The organism is Anaerophilus nitritigenes, from assembly GCF_004138215.1.
Taxonomy (GTDB): Bacteria; Bacillota; Clostridia; order Peptostreptococcales; family Thermotaleaceae; genus Anaerophilus; species Anaerophilus nitritogenes.
The window spans coordinates 33,197-51,602 of the sequence record NZ_RYYS01000078.1 but is presented as its reverse complement, the minus strand read 5'-3'; the positions used below and the strand labels follow the sequence as shown (position 1 = coordinate 51,602).

At 29.4% G+C, this 18,406-nt stretch carries 21 protein-coding genes and 1 other annotated feature; of the genes, 16 read left to right on the top strand and 5 right to left on the bottom strand.

Annotation, left to right across the window (positions count from 1 at the left end):
- The 7 genes from EK368_RS12190 to EK368_RS12160 form a co-directional block, all read left to right on the top strand.
- On the top strand, window positions 1-537 hold a 537-nt coding region (locus EK368_RS12190; RefSeq protein WP_129600089.1), incomplete at its 5' end, for a transporter substrate-binding domain-containing protein.
- 97 nt (window positions 538-634) lie between these two features.
- Window positions 635-1,297: an amino acid ABC transporter permease gene (locus tag EK368_RS12185; RefSeq protein WP_129600096.1), complete on the top strand. Its 663-nt coding sequence runs from the start codon at window positions 635-637 to the stop codon at window positions 1,295-1,297.
- Window positions 1,281-2,003, top strand: a complete 723-nt coding sequence (locus EK368_RS12180; protein ID WP_129600087.1) for an amino acid ABC transporter ATP-binding protein — start codon at window positions 1,281-1,283, stop codon at window positions 2,001-2,003. The genes EK368_RS12185 and EK368_RS12180 overlap by 17 nt, the downstream gene beginning before the upstream one ends.
- A gap of 12 nt (window positions 2,004-2,015) precedes the next feature.
- Window positions 2,016-3,170: a pyridoxal phosphate-dependent aminotransferase gene (locus EK368_RS12175; RefSeq protein WP_129600086.1), complete on the top strand. Its 1,155-nt coding sequence runs from the start codon at window positions 2,016-2,018 to the stop codon at window positions 3,168-3,170.
- Between the two features lie 433 nt (window positions 3,171-3,603).
- On the top strand, window positions 3,604-4,491 hold the full coding sequence (gene sleB / locus EK368_RS12170) for a spore cortex-lytic enzyme (RefSeq protein WP_243109418.1): 888 nt from the start codon (window positions 3,604-3,606) through the stop codon (window positions 4,489-4,491).
- Between the two features lie 15 nt (window positions 4,492-4,506).
- Window positions 4,507-5,856, top strand: coding sequence for a germination protein YpeB (gene ypeB / locus EK368_RS12165; protein ID WP_165000443.1), 1,350 nt, complete (start codon window positions 4,507-4,509; stop codon window positions 5,854-5,856).
- A 107-nt stretch (window positions 5,857-5,963) separates the two neighbouring features.
- Window positions 5,964-6,245 (top strand): hypothetical protein, encoded by a 282-nt coding sequence (locus EK368_RS12160; protein WP_129600082.1) that lies wholly within the window; start codon window positions 5,964-5,966, stop codon window positions 6,243-6,245.
- 41 nt (window positions 6,246-6,286) lie between these two features.
- On the opposite strand, the gene EK368_RS12155 is transcribed toward EK368_RS12160, so the two are convergent.
- Window positions 6,287-6,484, bottom strand: a complete 198-nt coding sequence (locus EK368_RS12155; protein WP_129600080.1) for a DUF378 domain-containing protein — start codon at window positions 6,482-6,484, stop codon at window positions 6,287-6,289.
- Between the two features lie 201 nt (window positions 6,485-6,685).
- Between EK368_RS12155 and EK368_RS12150 the strand changes: the two genes are divergently transcribed.
- From EK368_RS12150 to EK368_RS12135, 4 genes are all read left to right on the top strand, one after another.
- On the top strand, window positions 6,686-6,952 hold the full coding sequence (locus tag EK368_RS12150) for a hypothetical protein (RefSeq protein ID WP_129600078.1): 267 nt from the start codon (window positions 6,686-6,688) through the stop codon (window positions 6,950-6,952).
- Window positions 6,953-7,113: 161 nt separating this feature from the next.
- Window positions 7,114-8,262, top strand: coding sequence for an alanine racemase (gene alr, locus EK368_RS12145; RefSeq protein WP_129600076.1), 1,149 nt, complete (start codon window positions 7,114-7,116; stop codon window positions 8,260-8,262).
- A gap of 10 nt (window positions 8,263-8,272) precedes the next feature.
- Window positions 8,273-9,448 (top strand): M20 metallopeptidase family protein, encoded by a 1,176-nt coding sequence (locus EK368_RS12140; RefSeq protein ID WP_129600075.1) that lies wholly within the window; start codon window positions 8,273-8,275, stop codon window positions 9,446-9,448.
- 16 nt (window positions 9,449-9,464) lie between these two features.
- Window positions 9,465-10,262 (top strand): M55 family metallopeptidase, encoded by a 798-nt coding sequence (locus tag EK368_RS12135; RefSeq protein ID WP_129600073.1) that lies wholly within the window; start codon window positions 9,465-9,467, stop codon window positions 10,260-10,262.
- Window positions 10,263-10,296: 34 nt separating this feature from the next.
- Here the strand turns inward: EK368_RS12135 and EK368_RS12130 are convergent, their stop codons facing one another.
- Together EK368_RS12130 and EK368_RS12125 are read right to left on the bottom strand one after the other, a co-directional pair.
- Window positions 10,297-11,148 carry a serine hydrolase gene (locus EK368_RS12130; RefSeq protein ID WP_129600072.1) on the bottom strand — a complete coding sequence of 284 codons (852 nt, stop codon included), beginning with the start codon at window positions 11,146-11,148 and terminating at the stop codon, window positions 10,297-10,299.
- Window positions 11,145-12,059, bottom strand: a complete 915-nt coding sequence (locus tag EK368_RS12125) for a S66 peptidase family protein (RefSeq protein ID WP_129600070.1) — start codon at window positions 12,057-12,059, stop codon at window positions 11,145-11,147. The genes EK368_RS12130 and EK368_RS12125 overlap by 4 nt, the downstream gene beginning before the upstream one ends.
- Before the next feature lie 213 nt (window positions 12,060-12,272).
- Here EK368_RS12125 and EK368_RS12120 point away from each other — a divergent pair, with 213 nt between their 5' ends.
- Both EK368_RS12120 and EK368_RS14960 read left to right on the top strand, forming a co-directional pair.
- Window positions 12,273-12,899 (top strand): MBL fold metallo-hydrolase, encoded by a 627-nt coding sequence (locus tag EK368_RS12120; protein WP_129600069.1) that lies wholly within the window; start codon window positions 12,273-12,275, stop codon window positions 12,897-12,899.
- Window positions 12,900-12,964: 65 nt separating this feature from the next.
- Complete coding sequence (locus tag EK368_RS14960; RefSeq protein ID WP_165000442.1) at window positions 12,965-13,141, top strand: hypothetical protein; 177 nt, start codon at window positions 12,965-12,967, stop codon at window positions 13,139-13,141.
- A gap of 55 nt (window positions 13,142-13,196) precedes the next feature.
- Here EK368_RS14960 and EK368_RS12115 read toward each other — a convergent pair whose 3' ends face one another.
- A complete protein-coding gene (locus EK368_RS12115; RefSeq protein WP_479722769.1) occupies window positions 13,197-14,201 on the bottom strand; it encodes an ABC transporter substrate-binding protein in 1,005 nt (334 codons plus the stop codon).
- A gap of 160 nt (window positions 14,202-14,361) precedes the next feature.
- On the opposite strand from EK368_RS12115, the gene EK368_RS14955 reads away from it, so the two are divergent.
- Window positions 14,362-14,511 carry a hypothetical protein gene (locus tag EK368_RS14955; RefSeq protein WP_165000441.1) on the top strand — a complete coding sequence of 50 codons (150 nt, stop codon included), beginning with the start codon at window positions 14,362-14,364 and terminating at the stop codon, window positions 14,509-14,511.
- On the opposite strand, the gene EK368_RS12110 is transcribed toward EK368_RS14955, so the two are convergent.
- On the bottom strand, window positions 14,508-14,915 hold the full coding sequence (locus EK368_RS12110) for a hypothetical protein (protein WP_129600066.1): 408 nt from the start codon (window positions 14,913-14,915) through the stop codon (window positions 14,508-14,510). The genes EK368_RS14955 and EK368_RS12110 overlap by 4 nt on opposite strands.
- Before the next feature lie 119 nt (window positions 14,916-15,034).
- On the opposite strand from EK368_RS12110, the gene EK368_RS12105 reads away from it, so the two are divergent.
- Window positions 15,035-15,379, top strand: a complete 345-nt coding sequence (locus EK368_RS12105; RefSeq protein ID WP_129600064.1) for a hypothetical protein — start codon at window positions 15,035-15,037, stop codon at window positions 15,377-15,379.
- 60 nt (window positions 15,380-15,439) lie between these two features.
- Window positions 15,440-15,653 (top strand) — a binding site (T-box leader).
- A 49-nt stretch (window positions 15,654-15,702) separates the two neighbouring features.
- Complete coding sequence (locus tag EK368_RS12100; protein WP_129600063.1) at window positions 15,703-18,363, top strand: valine--tRNA ligase; 2,661 nt, start codon at window positions 15,703-15,705, stop codon at window positions 18,361-18,363.
- Window positions 18,364-18,406: the final 43 nt, after the last annotated feature.

Genomic DNA, 18,406 nt, shown 5'->3' with positions numbered 1-18,406 from the left:
AAATTTGATGGGTTATTAGCAGCTTTAGTAGCAAATAAAATAGATTTTATTATAGCAGGTATGACACCAGATCCAGATAGAGCGGAAAGTGTTGATTTTACAAAAGAATATTATTCAGAAGAACAAAGTATACTAATCAATGTAAAAAATAAAGATCAAATAAAATCAAAAGATGATTTAAAAGGATTAAGAATAGGTGTACAAAAGTCAACAGTACAAGAAAAACTTGCAAGAGGTATTGAAGGAGCACAAGTAAAAGGACTAAGTAAAATTACAGATTTAGTATTAGAATTATCAAATGAAAAAATTGATGCAATTATTATTCCAAAGCCAGTAGCTCATTCTTATGTAAATAGTAATAAAAAACTTTTTGCGCCAGGAATTGTTCTACAAAAAGGAGATGGAGCTGCAATTGCAGTGAAAAAAGGAAATAAAGAATTAGTAGATGAATTCAATAAAATATTAGATAAATTGATTGAAGAAGGAAAAATAGATGAGTTTGTAGCACAAGCAGTAGAACTTACAGAAAGTAAATAAAGTATTAGAAAAAGGTTTTAAACCTTTTTCTAATACTTTAAAGAGCATTTAGGAGGTGGCAATATTAATGGCTAATATAATGATGTATTATATAACGATTTATATGGAATTTATTCAAAAATATTATAAATTTTTCATCAATGGAACAAAGATTACCTTATTTCTTTCTTTTTTTGGTGTTATTTTTGGTGTTGCTATAGGTATATTTTTAGCTCTTATGAAAATGTCTAAAAAATCTTTTATAAGAGTACCAGCATCAGCTTATATAGAGGTTGTAAGAGGAACCCCTTTGTTAGTACAATTATTTATGATTTATTATGGATTGCCTATGCTTACAGGAATAGAATTTCCTGATATATTACTTGGAATTATTGCAGTTTCTTTTAATAGTTCAGCTTATGTATCAGAAATCATTCGTGCAGGAATTCAATCTATTGATAAAGGACAGATGGAGGCTGCAAGATCTTTAGGAATGACTCATTCTATGGCTATGAGATATATTGTTATTCCGCAAGCATTTAAAAATATATTGCCTGCATTAGGAAATGAATTTATTGTACTGGTAAAAGAGTCAGCTATTGTATCTGTAGTAGGGATTTATGATTTAATGTATCAAACAGATACAGTAAGAGGAAATTCATATAAACCTTTTGCACCTTTAGTGGTTGCTGCAATTATTTATTTTATTATTACTTTTACTCTTTCTAAATTGGTTGGTAACCTTGAGAGGAGGTTGAGTGCTAGTGATTCACGTAACTAATTTAAATAAAAGCTTTGGCTCATTACATGTACTCAAAGGAATAGACGAACATATTAAAAAAGGAGAAGTAGTAGTCATCATAGGTCCTAGTGGGTCTGGAAAAAGTACCTTTTTAAGATGTTTAAATTTATTAGAGTATCCTACAAGTGGTGAAATTGTATTTGAAGGAGTCTCTATTACAGATTCTAAAAATGATGTAAATAAACAAAGAGAAAAGATGGGAATGGTTTTTCAACAATTTAATTTATTTCCACATATGACAGTTTCAGAAAATATTACACTTTCTCCTATAAAAGTAAAAAAGATGGAAAAAGAAGAAGCTCAAAAAATTGCTATGAATTTATTAAATAGAATTGGATTAGAGGATAAAGCACATGCTTATCCAAATCAATTATCAGGAGGACAAAAACAAAGGATTGCCATTGCTAGAGCACTAGCTATGTCTCCAGATGTAATGTTATTTGATGAACCTACTTCAGCCCTAGATCCAGAGATGGTAGGAGAGGTATTAGATGTAATGAAAGAATTAGCATCAGATGGAATGACTATGGTAGTCGTAACTCATGAAATGGGCTTTGCAAAGGAGGTAGCCTCAAGAGTCGTTTTTATGGATGGAGGACAAATCGTAGAAGAAGGATCTCCAAAAGAGATATTTGAAAATCCAAAGCATCCAAGAACAAAAGACTTTTTAGGAAAAGTGTTGTAGAGGAGGGTTTGCATGAAAAATCAATTTCTTGCTAAGAAATATCACGATAAAATGACTACTCCTATGGGAGTAGTATCGGAACTGGCTTATTTATACGACGATATGATTAATTTAAGTCTAGGCGATCCTGATTTTATTACAGATCGAAGAATTATAGATAAAACTTTTGAAGATATATGCACTGGGCATACAAAATATACAGATGCTTTAGGTGATTTAGAATTAAGAAAAGCTATTTCAAATTTTTATCAAAATACGTATAGTTATAAAGTAGATGAAAAAGAAATGATGATTGTAGTAGGTGCGTGTCATGGTATGCATCTTGTACTAGAAGCTATTCTAGATGAAGGAGATGAGATCATCGTACCAGAGCCTTATTTTACACCTTATAAAAATCAAATTGAATTGGCAAGAGGCAAAATGATTACTTTAGAAACTACGGAAGAAGATCATTTTCAAATCAATATAGAAAAATTAAAAGAAAAAATTACAAATAAAACAAAAGCAATTATTATTAATACTCCTAATAATCCAACTGGGGCTACACTAAATTTTAAAATTTTAAAGAAAATAGCACAAATTGTTCAGGAAAATAATTTGTTGATTATTACAGATGAAGTATATGGAGGCTTTAGCTTTGAAGAAGATTTTACTCCTTTTACTACGATAGAAGAAATGAAGAAGAGAACTATTACTTTGGGTAGTTTTTCAAAAGACTATGCTATGACAGGATGGAGAGTAGGATATGTTTTAGCTTCTGATTATATCATTGATTGTATAAAAGATATCAATGAAGGAATTTGCTATTGTGCTCCATCCATTTCTCAACGAGCAGCCATTTATGCTTTGAATATGAGAGAAGAAATTATTCTACCTATGAAGGAGGAATACAGAAAAAGAGTTTTTTATGCATATGAAAGAATCAATAAGATTCCTAAGTTATCAGTTATGAAACCTCAAGGAGCATTTTATTTATTTGTCAATATAAAAAAGACAGGTCTTACCTCTATGGAATGTAGTGAAAAGCTTTTAAAAGAAGCTCATATTCTGACTATTCCAGGAAATGCTTTTGGAAAAAGTGGAGAAAACTATATAAGAATTGCTACTACAGTAGGAATAGAAACATTAAAAGAAGCATTTGATCGAATAGAAAAAATAAAATGGTAAAAGTCATAGTTTATATGCTATGATTTTTTTATACATTTAAATTGTAGATAAAATAAAGAATTTGTAATGCAATTGTCATTGATTGTATGCGTGTATTTGTGGTATATATATAATGGGCTATAAGAGATATATTATTGGAAAAGGGAGGATGTATAAAAAATTTTAAAATTGCCGATACTTATAATAGCTTTTATACAATAATTGTAAATGTAAGGAGAATATAATATGAATAAAGTAAAAACTTTTATAGTAGCATCAATGTTTATAGTGCTCTTATCAAGTTTTACAATTGGAATTACCAATTTAAGTAAAATGATTACTCAGTAAAATAATGGTCTTTGGACCATTATTTTTTTGACCAATTTTAAATAAAAAGAATAATTTATCCATTTCTAACTCAAAATAAGAAGAGCATATTAGGAGGGAAATGGAAATGAAAACAAAAAAAAGAATATTATTTTTGCTAGTAGTTAGTGTTTTTATAAGTATTTTGTTGATCGATCTAACTTATGCAGCAAGTATCTCTTGGGGAGCTCGTGGAAGTGAAGTAAGACTGATACAAACGAAGTTGAAAAATTGGGGATATTATAAAGGAAATATAGATGGAATTTATGGAAAGCAAATGTATGGAGCTGTTATAAACTTTCAAAGAAAAAATGGACTTACACCAGATGGGAAAATAGGAAATAAAACAAGACAAGCTTTGGGAATCCATAAAAAATCATCTACTACAAAATATAGTAGTATAATACAAGAAGCACAAAAAAAACTAAAGCAATGGGGGTATTATACAGGAGCTGTAGATGGAATTTATGGATCTAGAACCTATAGTGCAGTTACAAAATTTCAAAGGAAAAATGGATTAAAAGTAGATGGAATAATAGGAGCAAATACAAAACGTGCTCTTGGAATACAACAAAAACAAGGAACGAGCACGTATACTGCCACAAGCAGAGGTGTGTCAAAAAATAATGATGTACAATTATTGGCAATGGCTATCCATGGAGAAGCAAGAGGTGAACCTTATGTAGGACAAGTGGCTGTAGCTTCTGTAATATTAAATCGTGTAAAAAATCCATCTTTTCCTAATTCTATTGCAGGTGTTATTTTTCAACCTAGAGCATTTACAGCTGTAGATGATGGTCAAATATATTTAAATCCAAATGAACAATCTTATAAAGCTGCAAGAGATGCTCTTAATGGATGGGATCCTACAGGAGGCGCCATTTATTACTGGAATCCTGCGAAGGCAACGAGTAAATGGATATGGACAAGAGAAGTAACTTTAAAAATAGGAAAACATTGGTTTGCACATCAATAGAAATGGGGGGTTATGATGAAAAAGAGATTTATTACTATGATGGCAATATTTACAGTATTTCTTGTAAGTGTAGGAGCCTGGGGATATGCTCAATATAAGGAAAATAAATCATACAGTATTACTCTTGAAAATCAATTTCAAAGAATGTTTCAAGATATGATAGTAGATATAGAAAATATACAAGTAAATTTATCAAAGATTATGGTTACAGGAGCTCCAAAGCAAAATGTACTTTTGCTTTCTGAAACTTCTTATCTTTGTTATGATGCACAAGAAAAACTTACACAATTACCATTAGATCATAAGAACGTAAGTAAAACTCAAAAATTTTTAAGTCAAGTAGGAGATTTGAGTATTTCTTTAGCAAGAAAAAACTTAGAAGGAAAGCCTCTTAGTATAGATGAAAAAGAGACTTTAGAAGAGTTGCACAATTATTCAAATTATTTATCTCAAGAATTTATTTCATTGCAAGATAATATGTTTAAAAATGGAATGAGAATAGGAGAATTAAGAAAAAAGGCAAATCAAGATCTAAAAAAAGTCAATTCTAATTTAATTAATACAAGTCTTGTAAATATTGAAGAGAGAATGCAAAAATATCCTGAACTTATTTATGATGGACCTTTTTCTGAGCATATAAAAAATAAGAAATTACATAAAAAAGGAAGAACTATAGGAAAAGATGAAGTGATAAAGATAGCAAAAGATTTTTGTAAAGAGTCTATAAAATATGATGCAAAGATCATTAGTGAATCTAATGATACCAAAATTCCAGTTTATGTAGTAGAATTAAAACCTCAAAAAGGACAATATACAATTACTATGGCTATTACTAAAATAGAAGGAAATATTTTATGGATGATAGATACAAGAGAAGTAAAAGCAATAAAAATTTCAGAAAAACAAGCAATAAAAATTGCACAGGATTGTCTCAACAAAATAGGTTATATCAATATGAGCCCTACTTATTTTGAAAAATATGATGGTCAATTGACAATTAACTTTGCATATGAAAAAGATGATATTATATTTTACACTGATTTAATAAAAGTAAAAGTAGGTCTAGATCAAGGTGAAATTTTAGGATTAGAAACAGAAGGATATCTTTTAAATAATCATGAACGTACATTTTCAAAACCAAAGATTTCTATAAATGAAGCAATGGAGAAAATTAGTAGTTATGCACAAGCATCTACACCAAGATTGGTGATTATCCCTACGGAAGGTGGGAAAGAGGTTTTATGCTATGAAATCAAAGCGAAATATAAACAAGATACATTTTTAGTTTATATTAATGCAGACACGGGAGAAGAACAAAAAATTTTACAAGTGATTGTCAAAAAAGATGGAGTATTAATGATGTAAAGGCCTTCTAAATAAGAAGGCTTTTTTCTTATTGCGAATTTTTGGAACGAATTTATAAAATATACATACTATAATATTGCCCAAAGTAGAAAAAGGAGGACAAGTAAATGAGAAGAATGAGAGGAATGAATCAAAGATTAATGGATTTTGCAAAAACTACGAATGCCAGTGAAGAACAATTACAACAACTTTCTCGTTTAGCTAATCAATATGGAAACAAATCTCAATCTGAAATTGAACAAGAGATGAATAAATTAATTGAAGGGTTTTCAAATAAAGAAAAGAAAGAATTGATTTATAAACTTCAAATGCTTAAAGAAATGACAAATCTTTTGGATTCAGATCAAAGAAGAAAAGTAGATATGTTTATTCAAATGTTATCTAAATAAAGGTAATAAAAATAGAGAGTATTTTTTACTCTCTATTTTTATTACCTTGTTCTTTCTCTTTCTTTGAAAAAGAAACTAATTGCATAGATTCCAGCTAATCCAACTAAAGAATATACAATTCTACTTAAAATAGATGCTGATCCTCCAAATAAAGCTGCAACTAAATCAAATCGAAACAAGCCGATTAAACCCCAATTAAGGGCACCAATTATTACTAACAAAAGAGCTAATGTATCCATAAATTCAACTCCTTATTTTATAGTTTCATCTATTAGTATTCCAAGAAGAAAAAGAAAAATACAAAATAAAAAGTAAAGTTTTGAGAAGATATTATGAAAGATGGTTGTAAGTTTTTACAAGTTATATTTATTAAAATAATGTACACAATATTTAATGTAAGCTTAATGCTTATAAAATAAAAAAGTGGAGGAATGCCGATTATGTATAATTCTATGGGAAACGTTCCTAACTTAAAGAACTCAAATGCTATTGATCAGAGTGAAATACAAAAGGTAAAGAACAATATGTCTAACTATAGTCAAGGGTCAAATATGATGTCTAGTGGAATGAATATGACATCAAGCACAATGGGAATGGCATATGGTAATACAACAAGCCTAAGTAATTCAAATAATATCGATCAGCTAGAAGTTCAACAAGCTAGAGAAAAAGTTCAAAATAGCGGCATGCAAAATACCACTTATTAATTTAAATGCCTAGGACATTATGTCCTAGGTATTTGAATTTTTGTATATATTTTAAAATGATGTATACTTAAATTGGTATATTTTATGCATCTAATATAATTTGAAAATATATATAATATCCTACAACAAGAGTTCATGAAAGAAAATGTGGAGGTATAAAAATGGAAGCTATATTAAGAGATACATTTGTTGAGGTGAATTTAGATCATATTATTTTTAATATGAAAAGTATAAAAAAAATGGTTGGAGAAAAGGTAGCTATTGCAGCAGTAGTCAAAGCTAATGGATATGGACATGGAGCTGTGGGGATAGCTAAAGCATTGATTGAAAATGGAGCTAACTATCTAGCAGTTGCTTCTTTAAATGAAGCTTTAGAGCTTAGAAAAAATTTTAAAGATTATAAGATATTTATTATGGGAGCTACAAAAGATTCACATTTAGAATATGTAGTAAAAAATAATATTACACAAACTATATTTTCATATAAACAAGCTAAAATTTTAAATGAGTTAGGTATAAAATATAATAAAAAACCTGTAGTACATATAAAATATGATACAGGGTTTAATCGATTAGGTTTTAAAGATTGTGATTATAGTATTGAAGAAATAGGAAAAATTTGTATGATAGACAATATTTATGTAGAAGGAATTTTTTCTCATTTAGCTCTTGCAGGAAAAGAGGAAGATAATAAGCAATATAATAAATTTATAAATGCAATAGAGAAGTTTCAAGACATGGGAATTAATTTTAAATATAAACATATTGAAGATAGTATATCAGCAGTAGATTACAAAGAGTATAGGCTCAATATGATTCGACCAGGAGCAATTATATACGGTATAAAAGGATTTCATTATGGAAGCTTAGATTTAAAACAAGCACTAACATTTAAAAGTAAAATATCTTATATTAAAAAAATTTCTAAGGGGGAGGGGGTAAGCTATGATTACCTATGGAAAGCAAAAGAAGATAGTATTATAGGAACAGTTCCTTTTGGGTATGCAGATGGTTATCCTAGAAATTTAAGGGGTAAAGGTTATGTAACGGTTTGTGGGAAAAAAGCCCCAATTATTGGAGTGATTTGTATGGATCAATGTATGATTGATCTAACAGGTATACCAGATGTTTGTGAAGGAGATGAAGTCATCATATATGGAGATGGTACAAATAATACATTAGATATTGATACTGCATCTAAGCTTTCAGGAACTAATAAAAATGAAATTCTAAGTAGAATTTCTATACGACCACCACGTATTTATACAAAAAATAATAAAATTGTAAATGTAATCAATTATATTGGGTGAGGAGATTGTTATGAATATAAAAAAAAGAGTAGATGAATTATTTGAAAGTCTTGTAAAAATAAGAAGAGATTTTCATATGTACCCAGAGCTTAGCGAAAAAGAATACAAAACAAGTGATAAAATCTGTGCTTATTTAGATGAATGGGGAATAGAATATGAAAAAGGAATTGCCCAAATAGGAGTAGTAGCAATTATTAGAGGGAAAGAAGGCGGTAAGACAGTAGGTGCTAGAGCAGACATAGATGCACTACCTATTAAAGAACAAAATGATCTTGCGTTTAAATCTGTTTATAATGGAGTCATGCATGCTTGTGGACATGATGTTCATATTACTATACATCTTGGAGTAGCAAAATTATTTAAAGAAATGGAAAATGAATTATTAGGAAATGTAAAAATATTTTTTCAACCAGCAGAAGAAACAATAGGTGGAGCGAACAGAATGATTCAACAAGGGTGTCTTAAAAATCCCAATGTAGACTATGTTACATCTCTACATGTAATGCCATCTATAGATGCAGGTTATGTAGAGATGAAATATGGAAAGTTAAATGCGGCTACCAATGAGTTTTATATAAAAATTATAGGTCAATCAAGTCATGCGGCTTATCCAGAACAATCTATAGATACTATAGTAACAGCAGGATATATTATTACAGCACTTCAAAGCTTTATAAGTAGAAATATTTCACCACTTAACTCAGCAGTAGTAACATTAGGACAAATTCATGGAGGAACAAAAAACAATGTAATTTCAGGGGAAGTAGTCATGTCAGGAACTTTAAGAACCCTTGATCAAGACACGAGAAAATATGCAAAAGAAAAAATAAAAAATATAGTAGAAAATACAGCAAAAGCACATGGAGCAAAAGCAGAAATTAAATTTGAGGAAGGTTACCCAGCACTTATCAATAATGATGAAGTAGTAGATGTTTTAAAGGAAACATCAGAGAGGCTTTTAGGTACAGACAAAGTTTTATTTAAGGAGTTTCCAAGCATGGGAGCCGATGATTTTTCATTTTTTTGTCAAAAAACTAAGGGAGCATATTATAATTTAGGGTGTGGAAATCATGCTAAAGGATGGAATGCACCTATCCATAGTGAGTATTTTATGGTGGATGAGGAATGTATAAAAACAGGTGTAGCTTTACAAGTAGAAGTATTGCTTCAATTATTAAAAAAATAAATGGGAGGTTATAAAAATGAAAATATACATAAGTGTAGATATAGAAGGTATTACAGGTGTAACGCATTGGAATGAAACTATATTAGGAAATAGTGAACATAGATGGGCAGCTGATCAGATGACAAAAGAAACCATAGCAGCATGTGAGGGAGCAATACAAATGGGAGCAAAAGAGATTGCAGTAAAAGATGCTCATGATTCAGGAAGAAATATAGATATTGCAAAATTGCCAAGACAAGCAAATGTAATAAGAGGATGGACAGGATCTCCAGAATCTATGATGGCAGGAGTTGATTCAAGATATGATGCTTGTATCTTTATAGGATATCATTCACCATCATCATGTAATGGAAATCCATTATCTCATACTATGGATGCACAAAAACCAGTATATGTAAAAATTAATGGAGAAATTGCATCAGAATTTACTATGAATACATATATAGCAGCCTATTATGGTGTTCCGGTAGTATTTTTAAGTGGAGATGAAATGCTTTGTAGAAATTCAAAGGATTTGGTGTCAAATATAGAGACAGTAGCAGTAAAAAAAGGTGAGGGAAATGCTACTTTTAATATACATCCAGAATATGCATGTGAATGTATAAAGGAGGGTGTAAAAGAAGGGATTAAAAAAATTCAACAATGCAAAATACAATCTCCAAAAGAATTTGAACTAGAAATAAGATTTCAAAAACATCAAGATGCCAACAAAGCATCTTATTATCCAGGGGTAATTCGTATAGATGATTGTACAGTAAAGTACAAAGCAAAAGATATACAAGAGATGATGACAGCTAGAATGTTTATATTATAACTTAAATAAAGCAAAGTATTATAAATACTTTGCTTTATTTATTAAAGTAATCAAAAATTACTTTTCCTATTTTTTGCTGCATTAAAATACCAAGTTCGTGATCAGTAAGTTTATCTGTAAGACATACGATGATGATTTTTTTATTTTTTATATTTAATATACCTCCATCGTGAATGACTCCATTAATTTCTCCAGTTTTGTGAGCAAAAGGAACAAAAAAAGGATCAAAATTTGACGTATGTTCATTACATTTTAAGCAAGTAGTCTTATGACCTAAGTATTTATGACAATTGCCACATAAAATCAAATCATGAGATATTCTATCGTTATATTGTTGATTGAAAAGTATATCAAGTCCTATATTTGCCATATCTTTATTTAGATTTTTGCATACTAAAAATTCTTCTAATAATAATCCTAAATCTTTAGCAGTCGTATAGCTATGACTATTAGAATCACATATCATAAGCTTTCGTGCAAAAAAAGTATTTTTAAGATTAAGATTTTGAATGGATTTATTAATATGGTCTTTACCTAAAAGATCATGAAGAATATTTGTGGCTACATTATCACTTACATCAATCATAAGAGTTATTAAATCTTTTAATGTAACCTCAAGTCCAATATGCATAAGTTTTAATATACCAGAACCATCAACTTTGTCTGATGCTTTGAGATGATAGGTATCATCTAATGTTAGATTTTTATTTTGTACTTGAAGTAAAGCATCATATAAAATGGGAAGTTTTATGGTACTGGCTGCATGGAATATTCTATTTTCGTTTATACAGATTACTTTATTAGTGGAACAATCCTTAATATATATTCCTTTATGGCCATCTATAGAGTTGATAATATTTTCTATTTTATTTTTTAAAGTTTTCATGCTTCATTCCTTCTTATGATTACTTTTTTATTTGTTGCATCTAATTCACAAATCGTTCCAAGAGGAAGGGTTATCATAGGTTCACAATGGCCAGATTTGAAATTGTATATAGTAGGTTTATTGAGTGGCTTAATAATCATTTTAAGTACCTCTAGTAAAGTAAATCCATTGTTATCTTCACAATCATTAAAATCACCTAATATAATGCCTCTGCATTCTTGTAATTTATTTGCCAAAGAAAGTTGAGTTAACATTCTATCTATTTTAAAAGGTTGCTCCCCTATATCTTCTAGAAAAAGAATTTTCCCTTTTGTTTGAATTTCATAAGGAGTTCCTAGAGTAGATGTTATTAAACATAAATTTCCACCTACTAAAGGACCTTTTACAACTCCATTTACCATTGTCTTGATTTCTTCATTGAGTGGATTTTGTAAATGTATATCATCATCACTATTTATGACTTCAAAAAATGATTTTTTAGTAAATTTATTTAAATCAATCATATTGGAAAAAACCATAGGACCATGATAAGTAACTAAATTTGCTATTTGATTAAATAGAATATGTAAGGCAGTTATATCAGAATATCCAACAAATATTTTAGGATTTTTTTTGATATAGTCTATATTAATTTTATCCATTATACGCATACAACCATATCCACCTCTAATGCATATGATAGCATCTACATCTTGATCCATAAACATATCGTTGATATCTTTTGCTCGAATATGATCTTCTCCTGCTAAATATCTTCCAAAGGATAAAAAACAGCTTTCTCCCATTTTTACTTTAAACCCCATTTCTTCTAAAACACATCTTGCTTGGAGAGCTTTTTCTTTGGGTACTGGCCCTGCTGGAGCGACAACCCCTATAGTATCTCCAATTTTTAATTTCTTTGGAATAATCATAAAAAATCCTCCTAAATTTTTATTTAAAATCAAAATGATTGATTTTTTAAAATTATAACAAACTTATATTATCTATCATACTTAATATAAATGCAAAAGTCATGCCTAATTATAAAAATATGATAAATGTAGTTTAAAAATATATAGCATATATATTGACATGTATTTTGGGTAAAAATATAATAAAATTTAAAAGAAGAAAAGGAGATTTTTATGCAAATAGAAAGGTTAGTAGTAGGAAATTTAGAAACAAATGGATATATTATTTATGATGAAAAGATAAAGGAAGCTTTTATTATTGATCCAGGAGATGAAGCACAAAAATTTTTAAATTATATAGAGGATCATCAATTACATCCAATAGGAATTATTTTAACACATTATCATCATGATCATATAGGTGCTGTGAAGTTTATTAAAAAAAAGTATAATGTACCTATTTTTATACATCAAGATGACGTAGAAGGACTTAAAAATCCATATTTGAATTATTCAAAAGACATGTCTATTACTCCTGATAAAATAGTAAAAGATAAAGATGAAATAAATGGAGGGAATATTACTTTAGAAGTAATTCATACACCTGGCCATACACCAGGAGGTATGTGTTTGAAAGTAAAGAATGAAAAAATTATCTTTACAGGAGACACTCTTTTTAATATAGAAATTGGTAGAACAGATTTAGCAGGATCAGATCCTTATGCTATGCTAGATTCTATGAAAAATACAATATCTAAATGGGAAGATGATATAATTATTTACCCAGGACATGGAGAGAAAGCCAACATGAATTTTGTAAGGAAAAATAATATGGAATATATTTATGCAATAACTAAATAAAAAATTTTATCAGGGTATTTAATTTTATATAAAATTAGGAATACTAAAAAAGAGGAGGGATAGTCATGGACAAAAAATATGTAATTAAAACACATCAATCTATATCTGAGCCCATGAGTAGACAAGAAGCCATAAAAAAAGTAAAAGAATATGATAAAGAAGGAACAACAGCTTATATAGTTTCACAAGAAGAAGGGGAAAGAATTAAAGATTCAAATTTTAATACACCAAAATGGAGTTAAATATAAAAAGGTTCTTTCATATGAAAGAACCTTTTTAAGGAGGATTTAATTTTACTTATTTTAAATTTGTCATAGCTTTTTGTGCAAATTTTGTATTTACAATTTCATCATAAGGAGCTCTTTGATCTAATTCACCAGCTAATTCAATAATATCCATCATATGACTTAAACCTTCTTCAGTTAAAATTAAGTCAGGTTTCCAAGTATCTTGATCTTTATATCTTTTTACGACTTTTGTAAGTATTTCTAAATCTGCATCAGGAAATTGAGAAGCAATAGAATTTGCAATTTCTTCTGGAGAATGATTTTCTACCCACTTCATACCTTTATAGGTAGCGTTTGTAAATTTTTGAATGGTTTCTGGATTTTTTTCTAGAAAGCTTTTTTTTGCACTATAGCAAGTATAAGGAAGGTATCCGGCAGCTTCACCTATAGAAGCTACAATATATCCAATGTTTTGTTCTTCTAAGGAAGATGCAACAGGTTCAAATAAAGTAACAAAATCTCCTTCTCCTCCAGTGAAAGCTCCAGCCATAACGGCGAATTGAATATCTGTTCTTACATTGACATTTTCTTGAGGATACACATTATTTTTTTTGAGAACATATTCTAGTGTCATTTCAGGCATTCCGCCTTTTCTTCCTCCGATGATGGTTTTATCTTTTACATCTTCAAATTTAAAATTAGGCATAGGTTCTCTTGCTACTAAAAAAGAACCATCTCGTTGTGTAAGTTGTGCAAAGTTTACAGCATAATCTTCTTTTCCTTGATTGTACACATAAACAGATGCTTCAGGGCCCATAAATCCTATATCTACTTGATCAGATAATAAAGCAGTCATAGTTTTGTCAGCACCTTGCCCATTAATAAGCACTATTTCAAGTCCTTCTTCTTTGAAGAATCCTTCTGCAATCGATACATATTGAGGTGCATAAAAAACAGAATGAGTTACTTCGGCTACTCTAACTTTTGTTAAAGTTTTGTCACTACAACCAGTAAATACTATTGAAATGAGTAGGATTAGAACAAGAACAAATGCTGTTATTTTAAAAACTTTCATCATAATCCCTCCATGATTCATGATTTTACATAATTTTATTATATGCAGGATAAAAATAATGGTTCATTATTTTTAAAATTACAAAATAAAATGAATAAATTTAGGATATTATGAATATAATGAGAAATAAATAGTAATTCGTATAATGGAGGCGAAAAAAGTGGAAGAAATGCTTGTGAGTATAGTAACAGATTTTATTGATTTGTGTGATGATTTGTTGTTAAAAGAAAAAATTTCACAGGAAACTTATATAAAATGTACAAAAATGAAGCTAGATTTTTTAGAAAAAATGACAGCAAATCAAAGTTAGATATTAGGATAAAAATAATGAATCATTAACAATAAAGAAAATATAAGGATACACAAAAGAAAAGAATATCCTAGGATAGAGTACAAAGAAATTCCTTCATAAAGACAAGCAAACAAAAGAAGCATAATCCATATTAATCCTAAAATATTCATAATAGAATGGATCTGATTATGACTCCAACGTATTAATAAGAAACGAGCTGTATGAAAAAGTAAACTAAAGAATAGTATAAATCCTATAAAACCAAGGACAATCCCTATGATAGAATGATTCGCCATACGATAAATCCATGAAGTTTCATAATAATAAAGGACACAAGTACTTGATATGAGCATTTGTTTTCCTAAACTACATAAAAAAGCCAGTATAAGTGTACATAGATAGAGTGTATATTGTTTTTTCATGAATATCCTCCTTGTATCAATTTGTATATATTATGAGTAAATGTAAAAAAATATTATTAAATGGGTAGACTATAGAATATAACTATAATAGAAAACGTTATAAAAGAGGTGGGGTTTTTATGGATTATAATATCAAGATAGAAGAAGGAAAGCATCGATATGGGTATATGAAAGGAATTGTAGATCATTTTCGATGGTATGCATTAGTGCATAAAGAAGAGACAGAGTATGGAATTGATCCTATGAATTTAGAAAGTGGATGGGGAAGAATTACAAGGCTTTGTATATATAAGGATGTGGTAGAATTTGGAGGAAGTCCTTATGCACCTACTAGAAATATGCGACGATATATTTATGCAAATTACAAAAGAGAATGGGATATATTAAGTAAAAATCATATCCATATGGTTAAAGAACTCATTAATTATTTAGAAAGAATATATTCTCTTAAATTGGTGAAATAAAAACAAAGTACATATTGACTTTTGTCTTAAATAATATATAATTAATGAAAAATACTATATGAGTAGACGTTGAAGAAGAGGAGTAAATAAACACCCCCCTCTAGAGAGAGAAATCCGGAGGCTGTAAGGTTTCTTAGGGGAGTATTATTGAAGGTAGCTTCTGAGTTACTAAGCTGAAAATAAAGTAGGTTTAGTCGGGAAATCCCGTTATAGATACTAAAGAGCCAATTTTTGGAATTAAGGTGGTACCGCGAAAGTCCCTTTCGTCCTTACAAGGATGTTAGGGGTTTTTTTAATGAATATTTTAAAAAAGGAGTGTTTTTATGACAGTAAAAAACCTTGATAAAACATATAATCCACAAGAATTTGAAAAAAGAATTTATGAGAATTGGATGGAAAAAGGATATTTTAAAGCTAATGTAAATAAAGAAAAAGAACCTTTTACAATCGTGCTTCCTCCTCCTAATATTACAGGACAGCTTCATATGGGACATGCTCTAGATCATACACTACAAGATATATTGATTCGTTACAAAAGAATGCAAGGATATGAAGCATTGTGGCTTCCAGGAACAGACCATGCAAGTATTGCAACAGAAGTAAAAGTTGTAGAGAAGATTATGAAAGAAGAGGGAAAAACAAAAGAAGAAATAGGAAGAGAAGAATTTTTAAAAAGAGCATGGAAATGGAAAGAAGAATATGGTGGAAGAATAGTAGAGCAAATGAAAAAAATAGGAAACTCATGTGATTGGTCCAAAGAAAGATTTACCATGGATGAAGGATGTAATGAAGCAGTTACAGAGGTTTTCATAAAACTTTATGAAAAAGGGTATATTTATAGAGGAAATAGATTGATCAACTGGTGTCCAGATTGTAAAACATCTCTTTCAGATGCAGAAGTAGAGCATGAAGAAAAACAAGGACATTTTTGGCATATTAAATATCCTGTGAAAGATTCAGATGAGTATTTAGAAATTGCTACTACAAGACCTGAAACTATGCTTGGAGATACAGCAGTAGCAGTTCATCCAGAAGATGAAAGATATGCTCATTTAGTAGGTAAGACTTTGATTTTACCTATTGTAGGAAGAGAAATTCTAATCATTGCAGATGAATATGTAGACAAAGAGTTTGGTACAGGAGCAGTAAAAATTACACCAGCTCATGATCCTAATGACTTTGAGGTAGGACTTAGACACAATTTAGAACAAATTACAGTGATGGATGATACTGCAAAGATGAATGAATATGCAGGAAAATACCAAGGGATGGATCGTTATGAGTGTAGACGTATTTTAATAAAAGATCTAGAAGAATCAGGACATTTAGTAAAAATAAAAGAACACGATCATAATGTAGGGATTTGTTATAGATGTAGTACAATAGTAGAACCAAGACTTAGTGATCAATGGTTTGTAAAAATGGAAGAACTGGCAAAACCAGCTATAGAAGCAGTAAAATCAGGAAAAACAAAATTTATACCAGAAAGATTTGATAAAACTTATTATCATTGGCTTGAAAATATAAAAGATTGGTGTATTTCAAGACAATTATGGTGGGGACATAGAATACCTGCTTATTATTGTGATGATTGTAAAGAAATTATGGTAGCTAAAGATACTCCACAAAAATGTAGTAAATGTGGAAGTAATCATTTAAGACAAGATGAAGATGTACTAGATACTTGGTTTAGTTCTGCTCTTTGGCCATTTTCTACTTTAGGTTGGCCAAATAATACAGAGGAATTGAAATATTTCTATCCTACAGATGTTTTAGTAACAGGATATGATATTATTTTCTTTTGGGTTATTAGAATGATGTTTTCAGGAATGGAGCAAATGGGAGACATTCCGTTTAAATATGTATTTGTTCATGGACTTGTAAGAGATTCACAAGGAAGGAAAATGAGTAAATCATTAGGAAATGGAATAGATCCATTAGAGATCATCAATGAGTATGGTGCAGATGCACTAAGACTTACTCTAGCTTCTGGAAATAGTCCAGGAAATGATATGCGTTTTTATATAGAAAAAGTAGAAGCAAATAGAAATTTTGCTAATAAACTTTGGAATGCTACAAGATTTGTACTGATGAATTTAGATAAAGATCAATTTAATAAAGAGGAGTGTCAAAAACATTTTACGCTTGCAGATAAATGGATTTTATCTAGAATGAATACAGTAGCAAAAGAAGTAACAGACAATCTTGATAAATTTGAACTAGGAATGGCAGTACAAAAGATTTATGATTTTATTTGGAATGAATATTGTGATTGGTATATTGAAATTGTAAAACCAAGGTTATATGGAGAAGAAAGAAATACAAAGGACGCAGCTTTATATACTCTAACTTTTGTTTTAGAAAATATATTAAAATTATTACATCCATTTATGCCTTTTATTACAGAAGAAATATGGAAGTGTATTCCTACTACTAAAGAAGAAAGTGTAATTATTGCACATTGGCCACAAAACGATACTAATCTTTCTTTTGAACAAGAAGAAAAAGATATGGAGCTTATTATGGATGCAATCAGAAGCATTAGAAATATTCGTGCAGAAATGAATGTAGTACCATCTAAAAAAGCAAAAGTAATCATAGTAGCAACAGATGATGCACATAATGCTATAAATAAAGGAAAAGAGTATTTTAAAACTTTGGCAAGTGCTTCAGATGTCATCATTCAAAAAGAGAAAAAAGATATTCCAGATGATGCTATGTCTTCTGTAGTATTAGGAGCAGAAATATATCTTCCATTGAATGAATTGGTGGATTTTGAAAAAGAAATAGAAAGACTAGAAAAAGAAAAAGAAAAGCTTCAAAAAGAATTAGATAGAGTAAACAAAAAATTATCTAATCAAGGATTTATAGGTAAAGCTCCAGAATCTGTGATAGAAGAAGAAAAACAAAAACAAGACAATTATCAATCTATGATGGAAAAAGTATTAGAAAGATTGAAAACTATGAAAAATAAAATAAAATAAACTAAAATAAAATAAAGCCGGGTGAATGATACCCGGCTTTATA